Origin of the sequence: Sphingomonas sp. Leaf32, assembly GCF_001421765.1 — a bacterium.
Taxonomy (GTDB): Bacteria; Pseudomonadota; Alphaproteobacteria; order Sphingomonadales; family Sphingomonadaceae; genus Sphingomonas.
Genome location: NZ_LMLA01000009.1, coordinates 253,015 through 271,309, shown reverse-complemented (window position 1 = coordinate 271,309; position 18,295 = coordinate 253,015). Strand labels below are relative to the sequence as shown.

The 18,295-nt window shown below is 67.8% G+C and carries 19 protein-coding genes and 1 riboswitch; of the genes, 6 read left to right on the top strand and 13 right to left on the bottom strand.

Annotation, left to right across the window (positions count from 1 at the left end; genetic code table 11):
• Nucleotides 1-66: 66 nt before the first annotated feature.
• Nucleotides 67-675: an NAD(P)-dependent oxidoreductase gene (locus ASE83_RS13360; RefSeq protein ID WP_055790909.1), complete on the bottom strand. Its 609-nt coding sequence runs from the start codon at nucleotides 673-675 to the stop codon at nucleotides 67-69.
• A 53-nt stretch (nucleotides 676-728) separates the two neighbouring features.
• Between ASE83_RS13360 and ASE83_RS13355 the strand changes: the two genes are divergently transcribed.
• Nucleotides 729-1,163, top strand: coding sequence for a winged helix-turn-helix transcriptional regulator (locus tag ASE83_RS13355; protein ID WP_055791243.1), 435 nt, complete (start codon nucleotides 729-731; stop codon nucleotides 1,161-1,163).
• Between the two features lie 209 nt (nucleotides 1,164-1,372).
• Here ASE83_RS13355 and ASE83_RS13350 read toward each other — a convergent pair whose 3' ends face one another.
• From ASE83_RS13350 to ASE83_RS13315, 8 genes are all read right to left on the bottom strand, one after another.
• On the bottom strand, nucleotides 1,373-1,912 hold the full coding sequence (locus tag ASE83_RS13350; RefSeq protein WP_055790906.1) for a hypothetical protein: 540 nt from the start codon (nucleotides 1,910-1,912) through the stop codon (nucleotides 1,373-1,375).
• A gap of 86 nt (nucleotides 1,913-1,998) precedes the next feature.
• On the bottom strand, nucleotides 1,999-2,991 hold the full coding sequence (locus tag ASE83_RS13345) for a type II secretion system F family protein (protein WP_055790902.1): 993 nt from the start codon (nucleotides 2,989-2,991) through the stop codon (nucleotides 1,999-2,001).
• A gap of 4 nt (nucleotides 2,992-2,995) precedes the next feature.
• On the bottom strand, nucleotides 2,996-3,973 hold the full coding sequence (locus ASE83_RS13340; protein WP_055790899.1) for a type II secretion system F family protein: 978 nt from the start codon (nucleotides 3,971-3,973) through the stop codon (nucleotides 2,996-2,998).
• Nucleotides 3,974-3,990: 17 nt separating this feature from the next.
• A complete protein-coding gene (locus tag ASE83_RS13335) occupies nucleotides 3,991-5,283 on the bottom strand; it encodes an AAA family ATPase (RefSeq protein ID WP_055790894.1) in 1,293 nt (430 codons plus the stop codon).
• A complete protein-coding gene (locus ASE83_RS13330; RefSeq protein WP_055790891.1) occupies nucleotides 5,283-5,933 on the bottom strand; it encodes a CpaD family pilus assembly protein in 651 nt (216 codons plus the stop codon). The genes ASE83_RS13335 and ASE83_RS13330 overlap by 1 nt, the downstream gene beginning before the upstream one ends.
• A gap of 11 nt (nucleotides 5,934-5,944) precedes the next feature.
• A complete protein-coding gene (locus ASE83_RS13325) occupies nucleotides 5,945-7,603 on the bottom strand; it encodes a type II and III secretion system protein family protein (protein ID WP_055790888.1) in 1,659 nt (552 codons plus the stop codon).
• Complete coding sequence (gene cpaB, locus ASE83_RS13320; protein WP_055790885.1) at nucleotides 7,603-8,643, bottom strand: Flp pilus assembly protein CpaB; 1,041 nt, start codon at nucleotides 8,641-8,643, stop codon at nucleotides 7,603-7,605. The genes ASE83_RS13325 and cpaB overlap by 1 nt, the downstream gene beginning before the upstream one ends.
• Before the next feature lie 43 nt (nucleotides 8,644-8,686).
• Nucleotides 8,687-9,160: an A24 family peptidase gene (locus ASE83_RS13315; protein ID WP_055790881.1), complete on the bottom strand. Its 474-nt coding sequence runs from the start codon at nucleotides 9,158-9,160 to the stop codon at nucleotides 8,687-8,689.
• 47 nt (nucleotides 9,161-9,207) lie between these two features.
• Between ASE83_RS13315 and ASE83_RS13310 the strand changes: the two genes are divergently transcribed.
• The 4 genes from ASE83_RS13310 (at nucleotide 9,208) to ASE83_RS18830 (ending at nucleotide 13,202) form a co-directional block, all read left to right on the top strand.
• The gene (locus ASE83_RS13310; protein WP_055790878.1) at nucleotides 9,208-10,167 is read left to right on the top strand and encodes an alpha/beta fold hydrolase; all 960 of its coding nucleotides are present in this window, start codon (nucleotides 9,208-9,210) and stop codon (nucleotides 10,165-10,167) included.
• Nucleotides 10,164-11,258, top strand: a complete 1,095-nt coding sequence (locus ASE83_RS13305; protein WP_055790875.1) for an NAD(P)/FAD-dependent oxidoreductase — start codon at nucleotides 10,164-10,166, stop codon at nucleotides 11,256-11,258. Before ASE83_RS13310 ends, ASE83_RS13305 begins: the two co-directional genes overlap by 4 nt.
• A 73-nt stretch (nucleotides 11,259-11,331) precedes the next feature.
• Complete coding sequence (locus tag ASE83_RS13300) at nucleotides 11,332-12,909, top strand: aldehyde dehydrogenase (NADP(+)) (protein WP_055790871.1); 1,578 nt, start codon at nucleotides 11,332-11,334, stop codon at nucleotides 12,907-12,909.
• A gap of 149 nt (nucleotides 12,910-13,058) precedes the next feature.
• Nucleotides 13,059-13,202 carry a hypothetical protein gene (locus ASE83_RS18830; RefSeq protein WP_162233638.1) on the top strand — a complete coding sequence of 48 codons (144 nt, stop codon included), beginning with the start codon at nucleotides 13,059-13,061 and terminating at the stop codon, nucleotides 13,200-13,202.
• Between the two features lie 753 nt (nucleotides 13,203-13,955).
• On the opposite strand, the gene ASE83_RS13290 is transcribed toward ASE83_RS18830, so the two are convergent.
• From ASE83_RS13290 to ispH, 4 genes are read right to left on the bottom strand one after another with little or no spacing between them, the layout of a single operon-like run.
• On the bottom strand, nucleotides 13,956-14,621 hold the full coding sequence (locus ASE83_RS13290; RefSeq protein ID WP_055790867.1) for a hypothetical protein: 666 nt from the start codon (nucleotides 14,619-14,621) through the stop codon (nucleotides 13,956-13,958).
• Nucleotides 14,618-15,070, bottom strand: a complete 453-nt coding sequence (rnhA, locus tag ASE83_RS13285) for a ribonuclease HI (RefSeq protein ID WP_055790862.1) — start codon at nucleotides 15,068-15,070, stop codon at nucleotides 14,618-14,620. The genes ASE83_RS13290 and rnhA overlap by 4 nt, the downstream gene beginning before the upstream one ends.
• Complete coding sequence (gene thrB / locus ASE83_RS13280) at nucleotides 15,067-16,020, bottom strand: homoserine kinase (protein ID WP_055790859.1); 954 nt, start codon at nucleotides 16,018-16,020, stop codon at nucleotides 15,067-15,069. Before thrB ends, rnhA begins: the two co-directional genes overlap by 4 nt.
• Entirely contained in the window at nucleotides 16,020-16,973 is a 954-nt protein-coding gene (gene ispH / locus ASE83_RS13275; protein WP_055790855.1) for a 4-hydroxy-3-methylbut-2-enyl diphosphate reductase, read from the bottom strand. The genes thrB and ispH overlap by 1 nt, the downstream gene beginning before the upstream one ends.
• A 159-nt stretch (nucleotides 16,974-17,132) precedes the next feature.
• On the opposite strand from ispH, the gene ASE83_RS13270 reads away from it, so the two are divergent.
• The gene (locus ASE83_RS13270) at nucleotides 17,133-17,783 is read left to right on the top strand and encodes a hypothetical protein (RefSeq protein ID WP_055791239.1); all 651 of its coding nucleotides are present in this window, start codon (nucleotides 17,133-17,135) and stop codon (nucleotides 17,781-17,783) included.
• A gap of 281 nt (nucleotides 17,784-18,064) precedes the next feature.
• Nucleotides 18,065-18,153, top strand: a riboswitch (glycine riboswitch).
• The last annotated feature ends 142 nt before the right edge of the window (nucleotides 18,154-18,295 follow it).

The following is an 18,295-nucleotide window of genomic DNA, read 5'->3' as shown; positions in this document are numbered from 1 at the left end:
CTGAATGTCGACCCGTCCTGAACCGGTAATACAGGGGCCGCCCGCATCAATGCAGGCGGCGCCTGGTCAATAGGCAGCGGTGAAGCGTGCGCGGGAGTGGCGGTGGGCTTCCAGTTCGTCGACCATCGCGATGGCATAGTCGGCAAAACTGATCCGGCTGACGCCGGCATCATCGGTGACGAGGGTGTCCGTGCCGAGGCGGTACTGGCCGGTGCGCGAGCCGGGCTCGATCATTGCGGCGGGGGAAAAGAACGTCCAGTCGATGTCGTCGACCCCGCGCAGCGCATCGAGAAATGCGATGCCGCCCATCGCGAACTCACGCCATTCCGCCGGAAAGTCGGGCGAATCGATCAGCCGCTGCCCCGGTGCCACCTCCAGGCTGGCCGCGCCGCCGGTCACCAGCAACCGCCCGACGCCAGCCGTGCGCAGTGCCGTCAACAGCATATCGGCGGTGACGTCGAAATGCAGCGCGCTGATGACCGCATCGCCACCGCTCAGCCGGTCGGCCAGCGCCGCCGGATCATGGGCATCGCCCGCAACCGGGGTGATGCCTTCACCGGTCGGAATCTTGTCGGGATGCCGAGCGATCGCGCGAACGGCATGGCCCCGGCGGGCAAGCTCCTGGGTGATTTCCGAACCGGCATTGCCACTGGCGCCAAGTACCGCAACGATCATGCAACGTCTCCGCTGGTTTCCGACGGATACCAGGTGCTATGGCGATACCCATGATGCAAGACGGCACTTTTCCGATACCCGGTTTCGTCTACGAAACCGCCTGCCGACAGGGCGATGTCTACGCCGCCGATTGTCCGACGCGGCAACTGCTCGATCGGGTCGGCGACAAATGGAGCGTGTTAATTCTGCTGCTGCTGGGCGAGGAGTCGATGCGGTTCAACGCAATGCGGCGGCGTATCGCTGGGGTATCGCAGAAAATGCTCAGCCAGACGCTGCGGTCGCTGGAGCGCGACGGACTGGTCGATCGGGTGGTCACCCCGACGATGCCGGTCGAGGTGACCTATAGCATCACTTCGATGGGTAGCGAACTGATCGATGCGTTGACGATGATGATGCGCTGGGCTGAGCAGCGGATGCCGGCGGTGGCGCAGGCCCAGGCCCGGTTCGATGCCCGATGTGACGAACCGGGCGCGGTGCGCCGTCCCTAGGTCGTATCGACATTCACATTTTATTGCGTCACCCCGGACTTGTTCCGGAACCTACCGAGCCGCCATCGCGGTTGATAGAGACCAACACCGTGCCGATTGCCGCGCCGTGGACCCCGGAACAAGTCCGGGGTTACGGGGAGGCTGGCGGCGTCGATCAGGAACGATACCGGGCGTAGCTGCATCTCGATCGGCTCTAGCGCCCGGAAAACTTAGCCCCAGCGGCTGCGATGGTCGTCGTCGTGGCCGGCGCGGAGCATCGCTGCCTGTTCGCGCCAGCGTTCCTCGTCGATCGTGCCGGGACGCAGGCGCAGATCGTCCTCCAGCGCGCGTTCGTCGGCTTCGCTCAACCCCTCGATCGCGCGATAGGTCTTGATCCCGCGCTGGCCGAGCGCATGTTCGAGGTCGGCGTCGATGCCACGGATACGCGACAGGTTGTCGCCGCCCCAGCCAAAGAAGCCGCCGCCACTGTTGCTCGCCGCCGCGCCGGTCGCGGTGGCAGCGGCGGTGGTCGTCGCCGTACCGCGTTCGGTGGCGGACCGGTCGCGCTCGGCCTCGACCTCGCGCAGGCGTTCGTCGCGGGTCTTCAGGTCGGCGGCGACTTCGGCGCGATACGCCTTATGCGCCGCTTCCTCGTCACGATAGCGCTGCTTCCACTTCTTGCCGCCCGACGACGATGCCAGCCCGAACAGCCAACCGGCAAACAGGACGAGGGCGAGGACCGCGAACTGGGTCGGCGTCTGGAACAGCATCGGGCTAACCCCCTGGCAGTTGATTACGGGGCTATAACGGTCGGGGCAGGGCGGCGTTCCGCACCCGCCCCGGTCGGGCGTTCCAGCTATTTGCCGAACGCGTCGCTGATGCTGCAGGCGGCCGGACCCAGGATGACGACGAACAGGGTCGGCAGGATGAAGAGGATCAACGGCACCGTCATGATCGCCGGCAGGCGCGCGGCCTTTTCCTCCGCGCGCATCATACGTTCATTGCGGAATTCGGCGGACAGCACGCGCAGGGCGGACGCGAGCGGCGTGCCGTATTTCTCGGTCTGGATCATGGTCGTCACCACGCCCTTCACTGCGTCGAGATTGATGCGCATGGCGAGGTTTTCGAACGCCTGACGCCGTTCGGTCAGGAAGCCCAGCTCGATCGCGGTCAGTGAGAATTCCTCGCCCAGTTCGGGATAGGCCCGGCCCAGTTCGCGCGCGACGCGGGTGAAGGCGGCGTCGACGGTCAGGCCGGCCTCGGCGCAGATCACCAGCAGGTCGAGCGCATCGGGCAGGCCCTTGCGGATCGCGTCCGACCGTTTGGTGATCTTGTTCTTCAGATAGATGTCGGGCGCTTTATAGCTGAGGATGAAGGTGCCCGCGACCAGGCCGTACGCCTTCAGTGGCGACCAGTCGGCAAAGGTGTCGGTGCCGTAGACGATGTAGAGCATCGGCAGGCCGAGCACGATCGGCAGCACCAGCCGCCCGAAGATGACCGCGACCGCCCAGTCCTTCGACCGGATGCCCGCCTGCATCAGCTTGAGCTGCGCGACCTTGAGCTGCGAATCCTGCAACACCTTCAGCGAGGACAGCAGGTCGCGGATGCGATCGGTCGCGTCGTTCTTCTGCACCAGCTTCGCACGGCGTTTGCTGGTCGAGGCGGTGATGCCGGCCTTCAACTGTTCGCGGCGGTCGTTCAGCGCCTTCACGCGCCGGGTCATCGGGTCGCGCGTGGACGTGGCGACATAGATCGCCAGCATGACCGACAGGACGGCGATGCCCGACAGGATCGTCGCGACATTGACGACGTCGAACCCGAGCAGCGTGGGGTGGGGGGCGGTTACCATCGCATCAGATCTCGAAATTGACCATCTTGGCCATGATGAAGGCGCCGATGCCCATCCACAGCGCGCCGCCGAGGCCCGCGATCATCAGCCGCGGGTCGACGAAGAAATTCTGCATATAGGTGTCGTTGATCGCCCAGATCATGCCGAACACGATGAAGGGCAGCGATCCGACAATATAGGCCGAAGCCTTGGATTCCGACGACATCGCCTTGATCTTCAGCTTCATCTGCGACCGCTTGCGCAGCACATCGGCCAGATTGGCGAGCGTTTCGGCTAGGTTGCCGCCGGTTTCGCGCTGGATGGCGATGGTGATGATGAAGAACTGGAATTCGGGCGTGCCGAGCCGGTCGCCGGTTTCCTGCAACGCGGCGTCGAGCGAGCGGCCGATCTTCATCCGGTCGCTGACCAGGCGGAATTCCTCGCCGACCGGCCCGTCGACTTCCTGTCCGACGACGTTCATCGTCTCGGTGATCGGCAGACCCGACCGCAGGCCGCGCACCAGCAGTTCGATCGCGTCGGGAAATTTGGCGGTGAAGCGGGCGATGCGCCGCTTGATGACATAGCCGACCGCGAAATGGGGCAGGCCCATGCCCGCGACCAGCCCCAGCAACAGCGCGAGGATCATCGGGAACCCGCGCAGCATCAGCAGGGCGGTGACGCCGACGAGAAGCCCCAGCGACACCTTGCCATATTGGGCGAGGGTCCAGCTGCGGCCGGTCTTCTGCAGGCGCAGCTTGAGCTGTTCGACATTGGGCAGGAACCGCGCGGCGGCACGATCCGCCTTGGTCGTGTTGCGGTTGCCGATGCGGCGCATCTGCGCTTCCATCGCCGTCGTGCTGGCGGCGGAGGCATGGCGTTCGCGTACCGCGAGCAGGCGACGGCCGCGCGCGCGCTCGCCCGATGGGGGCGACAGGGCAAGGACCAGCAGCACCAGCGTCATCGCCGCGCCGGCCGCCAGCATAAGGATGGGGAGCAGGTCCATCGCCGTGCCGTCCGCGCTTACTTCTTGGCCCGGGCGGGCAGGCGTGCGCGCAGACCGGCGAGCTTGCCCATAAGCGACGTTCCGCCCTTGCCTTTGCCCTTGCCCGCTGCCGGCGCGGCGTCATCGTCGCCGGCATCGTGCAGCCGGCACAGATGCCGCGACAGGTCGATCAGGGGGCTGAGCGCGCGGTTGCCCTTGCCCGCTTCCGCCAGCGGCTTGCCCAGCTTGGCCGCCTGTGCCGCCAGCTTGCCGTCCCACGGGATCATGAAGTCGAGCTTGCGTTCGATCGATCCTTCGAAATCCTTGCGGCTGATTTCCTGGTTGGCGGCCGGCTGCACCTTGTTGCCGACCAGCACGACGGTGACGTGCGAGGCATTGGAGCGGAACCACGACAGCAACCGGATCGTGTCGCGCGCGGCGGCCAGCGTCAGTTCGGTGACGATCACCGCCGTCTGCACTTCCTCGACCAGATGCGGATAGTTGACGAGCATGTTGCGCGGCAGGTCGACGATGGTGCATTCGAACGCGGCGCGCATCTCCTCCTGCAACTGGTAGAAGGCGGCGCCGTCGGTCTGGATCGGCGCGTTGATCGGCGCTTCGGCCGACAGGACCGACAGCCGTTCGCCGGCGCGGACCATGGCGCGTTCGATGAACAGCCCGTCGATGCGGCTGGGGTTTTCGATCGCGTCGGTCAGCCCGCGACCGGGTTCGAGGTCGAGGCCGAGGGCGCCGGTGCCGAAATGCACGTCGAGGTCGAGCAGCGCGGTGCTGCGCTTTTCCTGTTCGCCGCTCAGCCACGCCAGTGAGGTGGCGATGGTCGATGCCCCGGCGCCGCCGCGCGTGCCGATGATCGCGACCGCGCAATGCGGCCGTTCCTCGCTCGCTTCCGCCGCCTTGGGCGCGTGGAGCAGGGCATGGGCCTGCGCGATCGATTCGCGCACCATATCGGGGTTGAGCGGCTTGAGCAGATAGTCGTGGATTCCGCTGGACAGCAGGTCGCGGTACAGGCGCACGTCGTTGACCTGGCCCATGGCGATCACGACCGTGCCCGGCTCGCACACTTCGGCAAGGCCGTTGATGTCGTTCAGCGGATCGCCCGATTCCGACAGGTCAACGAACAGCACGTGCGGGCTGGCCGATACGGACAGCGTCTGCACCGCGTTGCGCAGGCCGCCCTTCATGATCTTTTCGACCGGCCAGCCATGATCGCTGGCGACGCCGCGCAGCGTCTCGGCCGAATTCTCGTCGCAGACGAACGCGATGAACGCGTCGCGCTGCGCGGATTTGGCGAGGTTGAAGGGGGCGTTCATTACTTGCTGCTCCCCCCGCTGCCGCCGGCGCCGCCGGTGGAATTGGTGACCTGTCCGCCATTGCCGCTGGGCGCGGCGCGGCGCAGCGCGCCGACCGCCTTGCTATTGACCATGGTGTCGGTCGTGTCGGCGTTGCCGCGGCCCAGCACCATGTCACCGGGGCGGGCGACCATCGCCGCCAGGTTCGAATTGATCGCGCAGCCGAAGTCGGACGAGGTGTGCGCCCCGAAATTGGGCTGATAGGTGCGCGAGTTATCGGGGCATCCCGGTACGCTGGCCACCATGCGCGACACGACGACGCGGACCGTGCCGGGGGCGAGGGTGCCGGGCGTCGGCGGCACGGCATCGGCCAGCAGCAGGCCGACCCGCGCGGCTTCGGCGGCGATGTCGCCCCGTACGGCTTCGTCACCGGTGCCGGCATCGTCGACGCCGATCTCGTCGCCATAGCGCAGGTGCATCGCCTCCAGCCAGCCGGCCAGCCGCGCGCGTTCGCCCGGCGCCAGCCCGGCGGAACCGGTCGACAGGTCGAAGGAATAGGCGGAGCGGCTGACGACCGGCTGGTGCACCGATTCGACGCCGCGATTGGGGGTGCCGGTGCAACCGGCGACCGCGATCGTCGTGCCGAGCGCGAGGATACGGAAAAGGGTCATCGGGGCTTGCCTCACTGAATGCTGAAACCGGGGGCGACGGGCGCGGTGCCGCGACCGCCCTTGCGCGGGGGCGCTGCGGCCGGGGCGGGATCGGCGGCCTGCGGTTCGACCGGGGCCGGTGCGGTCAGCCCGATGGTCGGCCGCGCGGGCAACTGCGGCGCCATGGTCGGCACCGGACGGGGATCGGGTTTGCGCTGGCCCGACAACTGCCCCATCAGCACGCGTTCGACGTCGCCCGGGGTGGAATAGGCGTCGGTCGGCAGGGCGATGCGCGACTGGCTGTCGACCGGCTTCACCAGATACGGGGTGATGACGATCACCAGTTCGGTTTCGTTGCGGGTGAACGCGTTCGAGCGGAACAGCGAACCCAGCACCGGCAGGTCGCCCAGGCCCGGTGCCTTGTCGATCGAATTGTCATGGCTGTTCGACAACAGCCCGCCGATCATCATGCTCTGCCCCGACCCCAGTTCGACCGTGGTTTCGGCGCGGCGGGTGGTGAGCGCGGGAATGGTGGTGCCGTCGATCTGCACCGCGCCCGCCGCCGACAGCTGCGACACTTCCGGGCGGACACGCAGCGAGATGCGGCCATCGGCCAGCACGGTCGGGGTATAGGCGAGGCTGACGCCATATTGCTTGTACTGCACCGATACCGCGCCGAACCCCTGGCTGACGGGGATCGGGATTTCGCCGCCGGCCAGGAACGATCCCGTCTCGCCCGACAGCGCGGTCAGGTTCGGATTGGCGAGCGTCGTCACCTGTCCGATCCGCTCACCCAGGTCGAGCGCGCCGAGCAGTTCGAGGCCGAGCAGCTTGCCCGCGAGGTTCAGCGTCGTGCCGTTGGTCCCCTTGGTCGGGAAACCGAACAGCGTGCCGCCGGGGCGGCCGCCATTGACGAGGAAGTTCGTGTCGGTCGGCGAGCCGGGGATGGTGGTGATCGTACCCTGCCGCCCCTGCGCGACGCCGAACAGAACGCCGCTCGACACGTCGCGCGACGTCAGGTTGACGCCGATATTCTTGACGAAGTTGCGGCTGACCTCGGCGATGCGGACCTGGAGGTTGACCTGGAGCGGGGTGGCCAGCTTAAGCCGGTTCACCACGCCGACCTTCAGCGCGACATTGGGATCGCCCACCGCGACACCGGGATTGAGCAGCGACGCGACCAGCCGTTCGGCCTGCGCGCTGTCGGCGGGGGAGGCGATGGTGCCGTTGATGACCGCGATCTGGCCGACCGTCGTCACGCGGATGTCCGCTTCGGGCATCGCCGCCTTCAGCATCCGGTCGAGCGAGGTGAGGTTCTGCCCCACTCGGACATTCGCCGAATAGACGACCGCGCCGCTGGCGCTGGTAGCGAAGATGGTGGCTTCGCCGTCGGTCTTGCCGAACAGATGGATCTGACGCGGATTGCCGACATAGACATCGGCGACCCCCGGGTTCGATACCCAGACATCGGCGACGTTGGATGGCAGCGTCACCAGCTCACCCTGGCCGATCGACAGCATGACGTCGGTCGTCGGGCGCATCGTGCCGGCGGGCGGCGTGCCGACGCGTGCGGCGCGGACGGTGGTGGTGCCGGGCGCAGCGACAGCGGCGGTCGGCACCACCGGGGCGGCGACCAGCGCGACCGACAGGGTCGCGGCCAGCGACCGATGGATCAGGTTCATGCCAGACATTAGTTGGTTCCTCCGACCGGCACGGCGGTCACGTCATTGCCGCGGGTGATCCGCACGACCGGTCCGGCCGGTGCGGCGGGCGTCGTCGGCCCGGCGGGCGTCATCGTCCCGGGCGGCGGCCCGGCGTTCGTCGATCCGGCCATCATGCTGGCCTTGCCGGGTACCGAGCTGCGCTGGAACCGCGACACGTCGGCGCCGGTCGAGAAGGTCGATCCGCTGTCGAGCGGACGGGCGGCGACGCGGGCCAGCGCCGCCTTTTCCGCCTTCGGGTCGCCATTGGCGGGCAGCTGGACATCGCCGCTGGCGATCGCCTCCTCCAGTTCGGTGCCATTGTCCGCGATCGAGCGCAGCGACAGCGACAGCGTGCCGACGGTCTGTGCGACCGCGATCTTTTCGGCGATGCGCGGCGTCGCCTCGACCGTCACGGTCGAATAGGTCGACACCAGCGTCTTGCCCTGGTCATCGGTATTCTTGTCGGTCCGCTGGTCGGTCGCCAGCACGCGCAGGTTGCGCAGGAAGGTTTCCGCCGCCTTGAGCGGGGCGCCATCGCCGCCGCCCGGCACGTTCTGCGTCAGCACCAGGTCGACGCGGTCGCCCGGAAAGACGAAGCCCGCGACCGCGCTCTGCGCCGATACCGGCACGGTGACCGCCCGCATCCCCGGCCCGAGGGCGGCGGCAAGGAAGCCCCGGTCGCCCGGCTTCACCAATGCGCCCTGCGTGATCGGCTGGCCCGCCGGAATGGCGAAGCGAACGACGGTGCCGACCAGATTACGCGATTCCGGCATGGATTCGAGGAAATAGGCGTTCTCGACCAGCTCCTTCGGCCATGGCTGGAACCGCAGCGTGGTGGCGTCGATGATGGTGCCGACCGGCAGCGCCTTCGTCGCGACCAGCACGCGCGGGCCGTCGATCGGGGCGGCCATCGGCGCGGCGGTCGCCATCGGTGCCGATGCCCCGGCCATTAGATTGCGCGCCATGAACGCGGTCAGGCCCGCCACCATCAGCGCCCCAAGCAGCAGGAACAGTTTGCGAGATTCCATGACGTCGATGGCCTTTCAATTCGTCTGGCCGGTTGATTCGCCGTTAAGCATCACCGAAATGGGTTAAGAACGGGTTCGCGATGGCGAGCATCCCGGCGATGGCGATGGCGATCCCATAGGGAATCTCCGCGACTTGGCTTGCCCGCCGCCGCCAGCGATCGGCGAGGAACAGCAGCGTCAGCACGCCGCCCAGCACCGACATCACCATCAGCATCGACAGGACCGCGCCCGGCGGCAGCCACAGCGCGAGCGCGGCGATCATCTTGACGTCGCCGCCACCCATCTGCCCGGCGACGAACGCGGCGAAGAACAGCGCGAAGACGATTCCCGCCACGCCCAGCTGCCACGCCATGTCGACCCCCGACAGGCCGTTGGCCCACCACCACGGCAGCGCCAGCAGCGCGATGGCGGCATTTTTCCAGTTGGCGATTTCGCGGGTCCGTGCGTCCTCGATTCCCGCGATGGCCAGCAGCAGCAGCAGCGCAAGCGCCAGCCAAGGAACGACGATACCCCCCATGTCGTTAATCCCTAGACGTAAGGGGTTTCGAAACCGTAACCGGACCCATGGCCGCCCACGCCCTATACCGCCGCGCGATTCCCGCCGCCGCCACCATCACCCGGTGGCACGCGCCCGATAACTGGTCGCATCGCCGGTTCGACTGGGCCGCCCCCGCCAATGTCCGCCCGCGCGGCAGCCTGTTGTTCCAGACCGGGCGCGGCGACATGTTCGAGAAATATCTGGAAGCGTTCGCCCATTGGCATGTGCGCGGCTGGAACATCACCGCGTTCGACTGGCGCGGGCAGGGCGGGTCCGGGCGCTGCACGCCAGCGGGGGATTGCGGCGACATCGACCGGTTCGAAACCTATCTCGACGATCTTGCCGCCTTCTGGAGCCAGTGGACCGGCGTAGGACCGCGCGTCCTGATCGGCCATTCGATGGGCGGGCATCTGGCGCTGCGGGGTGTCGTCGAGCGGCGGGTCGATCCGGCGGCGTGCGTGCTGGTCGCGCCGATGCTGGGGCTGCGGTCGCCGATCGGCCCGCGGTTCGGCGAACGCATGGCGCGGGTGCTGAGCGCGATGGGCAGCCCGCTGCGTGCCGCATGGAAGGGGAACGAGCGCCCGCACACCGTCCGTCCGCGAGAGGCGCTGCTGACCCACGACCCCGCGCGCTATTCCGATGAACTGTGGTGGCAGGGGACCGACGCGGCGCTGCGCACCGGGCCGCCGAGCTGGCGCTGGGTGATCGACGCCTTTCGTTCGACCCGCGAACTGCGGGCCGATCCGGCGCTGGATCAGGTGTCGGTGCCGATCCAGATGCTGGTGGCCGATGCCGATGCGCTGGTCGATCCGCGCGCCGCTGTCGAGGTTGCAGGGCGGTTGCGCGATGTCGAGCTGCTGCGCTTCGGCGCGGAATCGGCGCATGAGATCTTGCGGGAGGCCGATCCGGTGCGCGCGCGCGCGATCGCGGCGATCGACGCGTTTCTCGACGCCCGCGCCCCCGCGCCGCACCGGACCCACGCATGACGCGCAGGCGGGTGGCGATTGTCGGCGCGGGGATGGCAGGGGCGAGCCTTGCCGCCGAACTGGCCGCGACCGACGACGTCATCCTGCTCGAAGCGGAGGCACAGCCGGGCTTCCACGCCACCGGGCGGTCGGCGGCCTTCTGGTCGGAAACCTATGGCGGGCCGCTGGTCCAGCCGCTGACGACCGCCTCGGGACCGTTCCTCCAGGCACCGCCGCCCGATTTCGCGGCGCGGGGGTTCCTGCGCACGCGCGGCGAGTTGCTGCTGGCCCGTGATCGTACGGTGCTGGAGGCGATGGCGACCGATTTTGCCGCCACCGGGGTGCCGATCGCGTGGCGCGATCCGCATGGCATGGTCGACGGCCTGCGGGGGCAGTGGCACGCGCTGTGGTCGCCGGGCTGCGCCGACATCGATGTGGGGGCGCTCCACGCCGCCTATCTTGCCAAGGCGCGGCGGGGCGGTGTGGCGTTGCACTGCGATGCACGGCTGACCGGCGGGCGGCACGATGCCGGCCGGTGGGCGCTGACCACCGTAGCGGGCGACACGATCGTCGCCGATGTCGTCGTGAACGCCGCCGGGGCGTGGGCCGATGCGGTGGCCGCGATGCTGGGGGCCGCGCCGCAGGGCATCCGGCCCTATCGGCGGACGGTCGTGCAGGTGCGGGTCGATCCACCGGCATCGCCCGACCTCCCGCTGGTGATGGACGCGGCGGGCGGTTTCTATTTCAAGCCGGAGCCGGGCGGGCGGCTCTGGCTGACTCCGCATGACGAGACGCCCGACCGGCCGCACGACGTCGCGGCGGAGGAGATCGACGTCGCGCTGGCGATCGATCGGTTCGAGGCGGCGGTCGACTGGCGGGTCGAGGCGGTCGAGCGGCGCTGGGCCGGCCTGCGCAGCTTCGCGCCCGACCGGTTGCCGGTCTATGGCTTCGACCCGACCGTGCCCGGTTTCTTCTGGTGCGCGGGGCAGGGTGGCTTCGGTATCCAGACCGCGCCGGCCGCCGCGCGGCTGTGCGCCGCGCTGCTGGGGGCGGGGGACGTGCCGTCGGGGGTCGACGCGCGCGTCTATTCGCCGCATAGATTGTCGGAGTAATTCGCGTCACCCATTTACGTTAGCGCTATCAGTTCCTATCTGAGCGCCAACACTTTGCGCAAAGAGGATGCACATGACGATCACCGGCGAACTGTTCCTGGGTTCGAAGCGCGTCGCCCGCGACGACCAGTTCCAAGCCTATGACCCCGCAACCGGCGCGCTGTTCGGCGAAGGTTTTTCGAAGGGTACGAAGGAAGACGCGACCGAAGCGTGCGACCGCGCCGCCGCCGCTTTCCCGATCTATGCCGCGCTGCCGCTCGAACGGCGGGCCGGCTTCCTCGACGCGATCGCCGACGAGATCGAGGCGCTGGGCGACGAACTGATCGAACGCGGCAGCCGCGAAACCGGCCTGCCGACCGCGCGCCTGACCGGTGAACGCGGCCGCACCTGTGGCCAGCTGCGCCTGTTCGCCAAGGAAGTGCGTGACGGCGCGTGGCAGCAGCTGCGCATCGATCATGCCGATCCCGCCCGCGCGCCGGTGCCCAAGCCTGACCTGCGGCTGCGGACCATTCCGGTCGGCCCGGTCGTCGTGTTCGGCGCATCGAACTTCCCGCTCGCCTTCTCGACCGCCGGTGGCGACACCGCGTCGGCGCTGGCGGCAGGCTGCACCGTGATCGTGAAGGCGCATCAGGCGCATCCGGGCACCGCCGAACTGGTCGCATCGGCGATCATCAAGGCGGCGGAAAGGACCGGGATGCCGGACGGCGTGTTCTCGATGGTGTCGGGTGCCGGCCAGACGATCGGCACCGCGCTGGTCGCCGATCCGCGCATCCAGGCGGTCGGCTTCACCGGGTCGCGAGCCGGTGGCACCGCGCTGATGAAGGTGGCGCAGGACCGGGCGCAGCCGATCCCGGTCTATGCCGAAATGTCGTCGATCAATCCGGTCGTACTGATGCCCGAGGCGCTGAAGAACCGGGGCGAGGCGCTGGCCAAGGCCTATGTCGGGTCGCTGAGCATGGGGGCGGGGCAGTTCTGCACCAATCCAGGCCTCGTCCTCGGCATTGCCGGGCCGGAACTCGACGCGTTCCTCGACACGGCGGGCGACGCGTTGCTCGGCACGCCGGCGCAGGTCATGCTGACCGACGGCATCCACAAGGCGTTCGAGGAAGGCCGCGCCAAGCTGGCCTCCAGCCCGGCGGTGACACTGGTCGGCGAAGGCCAGGTGCCCGAAGGCCCGACCCGTGGCCGCGCGGCGATCTTCGCGGTGTCGGGCACGGACTTCCTTGCCGATCCGGCCCATGCGCACGAAGTGTTCGGCATGACGTCGGTCGTGGTGAAGTGCGCCGATGCCGACGAACTGGTCGAGGTGCTGAGCAAGCTCGAAGGTCAGCTGACCGCGACGCTCCAGATCGACGAAGGCGATTATGAGGATGCGCGCAAGCTGGTCCCGGTGCTGGAACGCACCGTCGGCCGCATCCTGTGCAACGGCTGGCCGACCGGTGTGGAAGTTGGCCATGCCATGGTCCATGGCGGCCCGTTCCCCGCCACCTCGGACGGGCGCACGACTTCGGTCGGGACGCTCGCCATCGACCGCTTCCTGCGGCCGGTATCGTATCAGGATTTCCCGGAAGCGTTGTTGCCCGACGCGCTGCGCGAAGGGAACCAGCAGGGTGCGCTGGCGCGCATCGACGGGGCGTGGACGCTCGGCTGATCGGCTTGTGATCCGCGCACGCGCAGGCGGTGCCGACCTGAGGGAGCGGGTCGGCACCACGCCGGTTCGGCCATGCCGAACAGCGCGTGACGGAGACAAGGGGGCGGCGGGTCGTTGATCCGCCGCCCTTTTACGTTTGGATACAGGACATGGACGACGATACGATCATCGACACCCCCGAAGGACCCAAGCGGTGGGGGGATTGGAAGAAGAAGAACCCGGTGCAGCTGCCGTCGCGGCGGACGAAGGGCAAGGATCTGCCGAACAAGGTGAAGATGCGGACGGATGAGTGATTGCCGGCCTTAGGCGCGTGATCCTGACCCGGTAGCAAATCGACTGTGAGCTGCGCTCGGTGTACGCTATACGATCGGTATGAGCGACAAGCCATCTAACAGCGTTTATGATGTCGGAGTCCGGCACATGCTTTGGACGATGGTGGCGATGTTCACGATCGTTTGGGGGATTCCGTTTGTTCTTATGACGGTTGGTTTGCGTGCGGATTGGACGGCGGTGGTTTTAATTCCGCTCGGAATCGCTTGGGTACTGATCGGCGGCATACGCTCCCTCCTGATTCGCTGCCCCCGCTGCGGCAAGTCCGTGTTTATGCGCGGCCTTATCAGCGTGCCGTGGCCTGCAAAGCGGTGCAGCCGATGCCGGACCGATCTGACCACCTGTTCGCGTTGATCGGTCGTTGGCTTCGGGGCCTCGGCGGTGTTGAGAGAGTGTATAGAAGTACTGCGGCAGGTGCTTCGATACGGGCCTTCGACTTCGCTCAGTCCCTACTCAGCATGAACGGTGGTGAGAAATGGTTCTCCACCCAATCCGTTTGGTTCGAGCAGCTTCGAGCTTGTCGAGAAGCGTCCGTCAAGAACGGGTTGCCTAGGGCTGGCGGGTTCTCGACAAGCTCGAACTGAACGAAGGTAGGGGCGGTTTGTCCGCCTTCAGCGGCATCCTTGCGGAACCCCGTTCTCGACAAGCTCGAACTAAACGGGAGGGGCGCGGTTCGAACCAGATGGAACGACGGAGGAGGCAGGGGTGAAGTGCCCCTACCGCCGCCCAGCCAACCAGATCACATGCCGCGCGCCCTTGGTCCCGCGCGCCCGCACCACCTGTTCGTCGACCAGATAGCCGCAATCCTTCAGCCGCCTGGTGAACGCCGCATCGGCATAGGCCGACCAGATCGCCAGCACCCCGCCCGACCGCAACGCGCGCTGCGTCACTTGCAGACCGCGCGGCGAATACAGCTTGTCGTTGCCGGCATGGGTGAGGCCATCCGGGCCATTGTCGACATCGAGCAGTACCGCGTCCCAGCCGCCCTCCTCGATCGCCCACGCCACGTCGCCCACCGCGATCCGCACGCGTGGGTCGTCGAGACAGCCATCGAAGATATGCGCCAACGGTCCGCGCGCCCATTCGACGATCTTGGGCACCAGTTCGGCAACCACCACCTCGGCATCTGCGGGCAGGATCTTCAGCGCACGGCGCAGGGTGAAGCCCATGCCGAGGCCGCCGATCAGGACCCGCACGCCCTTGCGTCCCGTCAGATGCGCACAGCCGAGATCGGCCAGCGCCTCTTCCGACGCCGACATGCGGCTGCTCATCAGTTCGTTGCGGTCGAGGACGATCATGAAATCGTCGCCGCGCTGGACGAGGCGCAGCTCGACGCTGTCGCCGGGCACCTGGGCTGTATCGATCAGGATACGGGGGATCACTGGCGGATCGCCGCATCGCTGGCGAGCTTGTCGGCGCGCTCGTTATCGGGATGACCGGCATGGCCCTTGACCCATTGCCATTCGATACGGTGCGGCTTGGCGGCGGCGAGCAGGTCCTGCCATAGCTCGGCATTCTTGACCGGCTGGCGCGCGGCGGTCTTCCACCCGTTCTTCTGCCAGCCCTTGATCCACTTGGTCAGGCCATCCATCACATAGCGGCTGTCGGTAGACAGGATCACGCGGCACGGGCGCTTGAGCGCCCGCAGCCCCTCGATCGCGGCCATCAGTTCCATGCGGTTGTTGGTCGTCTCACGCTCGCCGCCCGACAATTCGCGTTCGCGGCCATCGGCGGCGCGCAGCACCGCGCCCCAGCCGCCGCGCCCCGGATTGCCCTTGCACGCGCCATCGGTCGCGATTTCCACGCGGGGGAGTTCGGGGGCGTCGGTCATGCGAAGGCGGTCGGGTTCGTGTCGTACCAGTCGAGCCGGCGCAGATAGGCGAGCGGGTCCTTGCGCGTCACCAGCGCATCGGGCGGCGTGTTGATCCAGTCCCAGGCGCGGGTGAGCAGGAAGCGGATGCACGCGCCCTTCGCCAGCAGCGGGAGTGCGGCGACTTCGGCATCCGACAGCGACGCTTCCGTGCGATAGCCGGCGAGCAGCGCCTGCCCGATCGCCGGGTCGAGGGGCAAACCCTTCGCGTCGAAGCTCCATGCCGAGTGGGTGATCGCGACGTCATAGGCGATGATGTCGGTGCAGGCGAAATAGAAGTCGATCAGCCCGGTCACCCGGTCGCCCAGCATCAGGACGTTGTCGGGAAAGAGATCGGCATGGATCGCTCCGGTCGGCAGGTCGGCGGGCCAGTCCGCCAGCACGGCGTCCAGCGCCCCGCCCACCCGCGCGCGCAGGCCCGGCCGGATCGAATCGAGCTGGTCGGCGCAGTCGGCATGGAGTTTGGGCCATGCCGCCATGCCCATCGAATTGGCGCGGGTCGGCACGAAATCGCTCAAGGTACGATGCAGCGCGCCCAGCGCCGCGCCCGCCGCATGGGCCTGTTCGATCGTGGGGTGGCTGACCGACACGCCCGACAGGAACTCGATCAGGCAGGCGGGGCGACCCTCCAGCGTCTGGATCACCTGTCCCGCCCGGTCGGGCAGCGCGCGCGGCACCGGGTTGCCGGCATCGGCCAACGCATCGGTCATCGCGAAGAAAAAGGGCAGGTCGGCCAGATCGACGCGCTTTTCATACAGCGTCAGGATGAACCGCCCGGTCGTGGTGTCGACCAGATAGTTGCTGTTCTCCACCCCCTCGGCGATCCCCTTGGCCGACACGAGGTCGCCATGGTCATAGCCCGACAGGAAGCGGGCGAGCGCCTCCGCCGACACCTGCGTATAGACGGCCATCAGGCGGCTTCGAGGCCGCGCGGCAGCTTGAACGCGATCGTCTCGCGCGTCATCTCGACCTCGCGCTCGGTCACCGTGAAGCGGGTGGCGATGCGGTCGACCAGTTCGCGCACCAGCACTTCGGGCGCCGAGGCGCCGGCGGTGATGCCGAGCGTGCCGACCCCCTCCAGCCACGCGAAGTCGAGTTCGGCGGCGCGCTGGATCAGTCTGGCCGAGATGCCTTCACGCTCCGCCACTTCTACCAGCCGGACCGAGTTGGACGAATTGGGCGCGCCGATCACCAGCATCATGTCGCAGCTTTGCGCGATCGCCTTCACCGCATTCTGCCGGTTGGACGTGGCATAGCAGATGTCGTCGGCCTTGGGTGCGACGATGGTCGGGAAGCGGGCGATCGTCGCCTCGACGATGGCGCGCGTGTCGTCGACCGACAGCGTCGTCTGCGTCAGGAAGGCGAGGTTGTCGGGGTCGGCGGGGGTCAGGTTCGCGACGTCCTCGACCGTTTCGATCAGCGTCATTTGCCCCTGAGGCACCTGCCCGAAAGTGCCGATGACCTCCGGATGGCCGGCATGGCCGACGAACAGGATGTGGCGGCCGGATGCTACCAGCCGTTCGGCCTGGCGGTGGACCTTCGACACGAGCGGGCAGGTGGCGTCGAGATATTCGAGGCCCCGCTCGCTCGCCGCCGCCGGCACCGATTTCGGCACGCCATGCGCCGAGAACACGACCGGCACGCCGTCGGGCACCTGGTCCAGTTCCTCGACAAAGATCGCGCCCTTCGCGCGCAGCGAGTCGACCACGAACTTGTTATGGACAATCTCGTGCCGGACATAGACCGGCGCGCCGTGCTTCTGGATCGCCAGCTCGACGATCTGGATGGCGCGGTCGACCCCGGCGCAGAAACCGCGCGGGGCGGCGATCAGCAGTTCGATGGCGGGGCGCTGGGGTTCGGTCATGGCCCCAGCGCTTACAGCTTGTTTGGTGGCACGCCAAGTCAAGCCGGACGGTATCGCCCCAAACACGCGATTGCTTGCACGCGCGAAAGCCGGTTCCTATGAAGCGTGGCTATCAGGAGGCGCGGCATCGCCGCACCCGTGCATAAGGTACAGATTTCCGTGACCCTCCGCAAAACCGTTGCCGTCGCCACGCTCGCTGTTGTCGCCTTGTCGGGGTGCAAGCGCACCGGCGAGCTGGACGTGACGCAGGGCGTCGGCATTTCGGCGGTGCGGTCCGCTTGCCCGGTGGCGGGCGTGCCCGCCGGGACCGGCGACATCACGCTGTTCGATCCGCCCGCCAGCACCGATGCGACGGCGATCGACGTCGTGGCGACGCTGACCAACGTCCGCGCGAACTGCGTCGAGGGCACCGACACGATCAACAGCACGATCAGCTTCGACGTGCAGGCCCGGCGCAACCGCACCGATGCCGCGCGGACAGTGACGCTGCCCTATTTCGTGTCGGTGGTACGCGGCGGCACGCAGGTCGTGTCGAAGCGGGTGGGGCAGGTCACGCTGAACTTCGCGGCGGGCGAGGCACGCGCCTCCGCACAGGCGCGGGGGACGGCGGTCGTCGACCGCGCCGCCGCGACGCTGCCGCAGGAAACCCGCAACCAGATCAACCGCCGCCGCAAGGCCGGGGATCAGGACGCCGCGATCGATCCGCTGTCCGATCCGGCGGTGCGTCAGGCCGTGTTGGCCGCCACGTTCGAGGCGCTGGTCGGGTTCCAGCTGACCGACGCGCAGCTGCGGTACAACGTTACGCGGTAAGGCCGGGCCGGGCGCGCGGCGGTTCATACACATCGTCATTCCCGCGAAGGCGGGAATCTATAGACGCAGCGGCAGCGAGTCCTGCTCGAAGGTCAGCGTGTATGGATTCCCGCCTTCGCGGGAATGACGAGGAGAATGGTTTCTGGCACCCGCTATCCCGGCCTGCGCCGGGATGACGAACGTCGTCGCGTTGCCCCTCCGTCCGCCACCAACCCCGCTTTCCCGATTGACTAATCCCGACGCCCGAGCCAGAGCTTCGCGGATCGACAGGCTTGCAGCCGACGCCACGCGCGGGAGAGTGCGGAGTGATCCGCCGCCGAAGGAGCAACCGCCCCGGAATCTCTCAGGCAACAGGGACCGCGCGGGGCATATGATACTCTGGAAAGCGCCGCGGCCGAAACGGTCGGGCCACCGAAGGGGTAAGCAGGGCATAGCCCCTCGCGAAAGCTCTCAGGTTCCGTGACAGAGGGGGCGATGGTCGTCAGGCGCGGTGCGCCCGTGCGTCCGTCGAT

Coding starts and splice junctions, on each gene's coding strand:
- ispH (WP_055790855.1), bottom strand. CDS start 16,973: ATGACCGAACCCCAGCGCCCCGCCATCGAACTGCTGATCGCCGCCCCG.
- ASE83_RS13360 (WP_055790909.1), bottom strand. CDS start 675: ATGATCGTTGCGGTACTTGGCGCCAGTGGCAATGCCGGTTCGGAAATC.
- ASE83_RS13350 (WP_055790906.1), bottom strand. CDS start 1,912: ATGCTGTTCCAGACGCCGACCCAGTTCGCGGTCCTCGCCCTCGTCCTG.
- ASE83_RS13330 (WP_055790891.1), bottom strand. CDS start 5,933: ATGACCCTTTTCCGTATCCTCGCGCTCGGCACGACGATCGCGGTCGCC.
- cpaB (WP_055790885.1), bottom strand. CDS start 8,643: ATGGAATCTCGCAAACTGTTCCTGCTGCTTGGGGCGCTGATGGTGGCG.
- ASE83_RS13325 (WP_055790888.1), bottom strand. CDS start 7,603: ATGTCTGGCATGAACCTGATCCATCGGTCGCTGGCCGCGACCCTGTCG.
- ASE83_RS13355 (WP_055791243.1), top strand. CDS start 729: ATGCAAGACGGCACTTTTCCGATACCCGGTTTCGTCTACGAAACCGCC.
- ASE83_RS13305 (WP_055790875.1), top strand. CDS start 10,164: ATGACGCGCAGGCGGGTGGCGATTGTCGGCGCGGGGATGGCAGGGGCG.
- ASE83_RS13345 (WP_055790902.1), bottom strand. CDS start 2,991: ATGGTAACCGCCCCCCACCCCACGCTGCTCGGGTTCGACGTCGTCAAT.
- thrB (WP_055790859.1), bottom strand. CDS start 16,020: ATGGCCGTCTATACGCAGGTGTCGGCGGAGGCGCTCGCCCGCTTCCTG.
- ASE83_RS13300 (WP_055790871.1), top strand. CDS start 11,332: ATGACGATCACCGGCGAACTGTTCCTGGGTTCGAAGCGCGTCGCCCGC.
- ASE83_RS18830 (WP_162233638.1), top strand. CDS start 13,059: ATGGACGACGATACGATCATCGACACCCCCGAAGGACCCAAGCGGTGG.
- rnhA (WP_055790862.1), bottom strand. CDS start 15,070: ATGACCGACGCCCCCGAACTCCCCCGCGTGGAAATCGCGACCGATGGC.
- ASE83_RS13315 (WP_055790881.1), bottom strand. CDS start 9,160: ATGGGGGGTATCGTCGTTCCTTGGCTGGCGCTTGCGCTGCTGCTGCTG.
- ASE83_RS13310 (WP_055790878.1), top strand. CDS start 9,208: ATGGCCGCCCACGCCCTATACCGCCGCGCGATTCCCGCCGCCGCCACC.
- ASE83_RS13340 (WP_055790899.1), bottom strand. CDS start 3,973: ATGGACCTGCTCCCCATCCTTATGCTGGCGGCCGGCGCGGCGATGACG.
- ASE83_RS13335 (WP_055790894.1), bottom strand. CDS start 5,283: ATGAACGCCCCCTTCAACCTCGCCAAATCCGCGCAGCGCGACGCGTTC.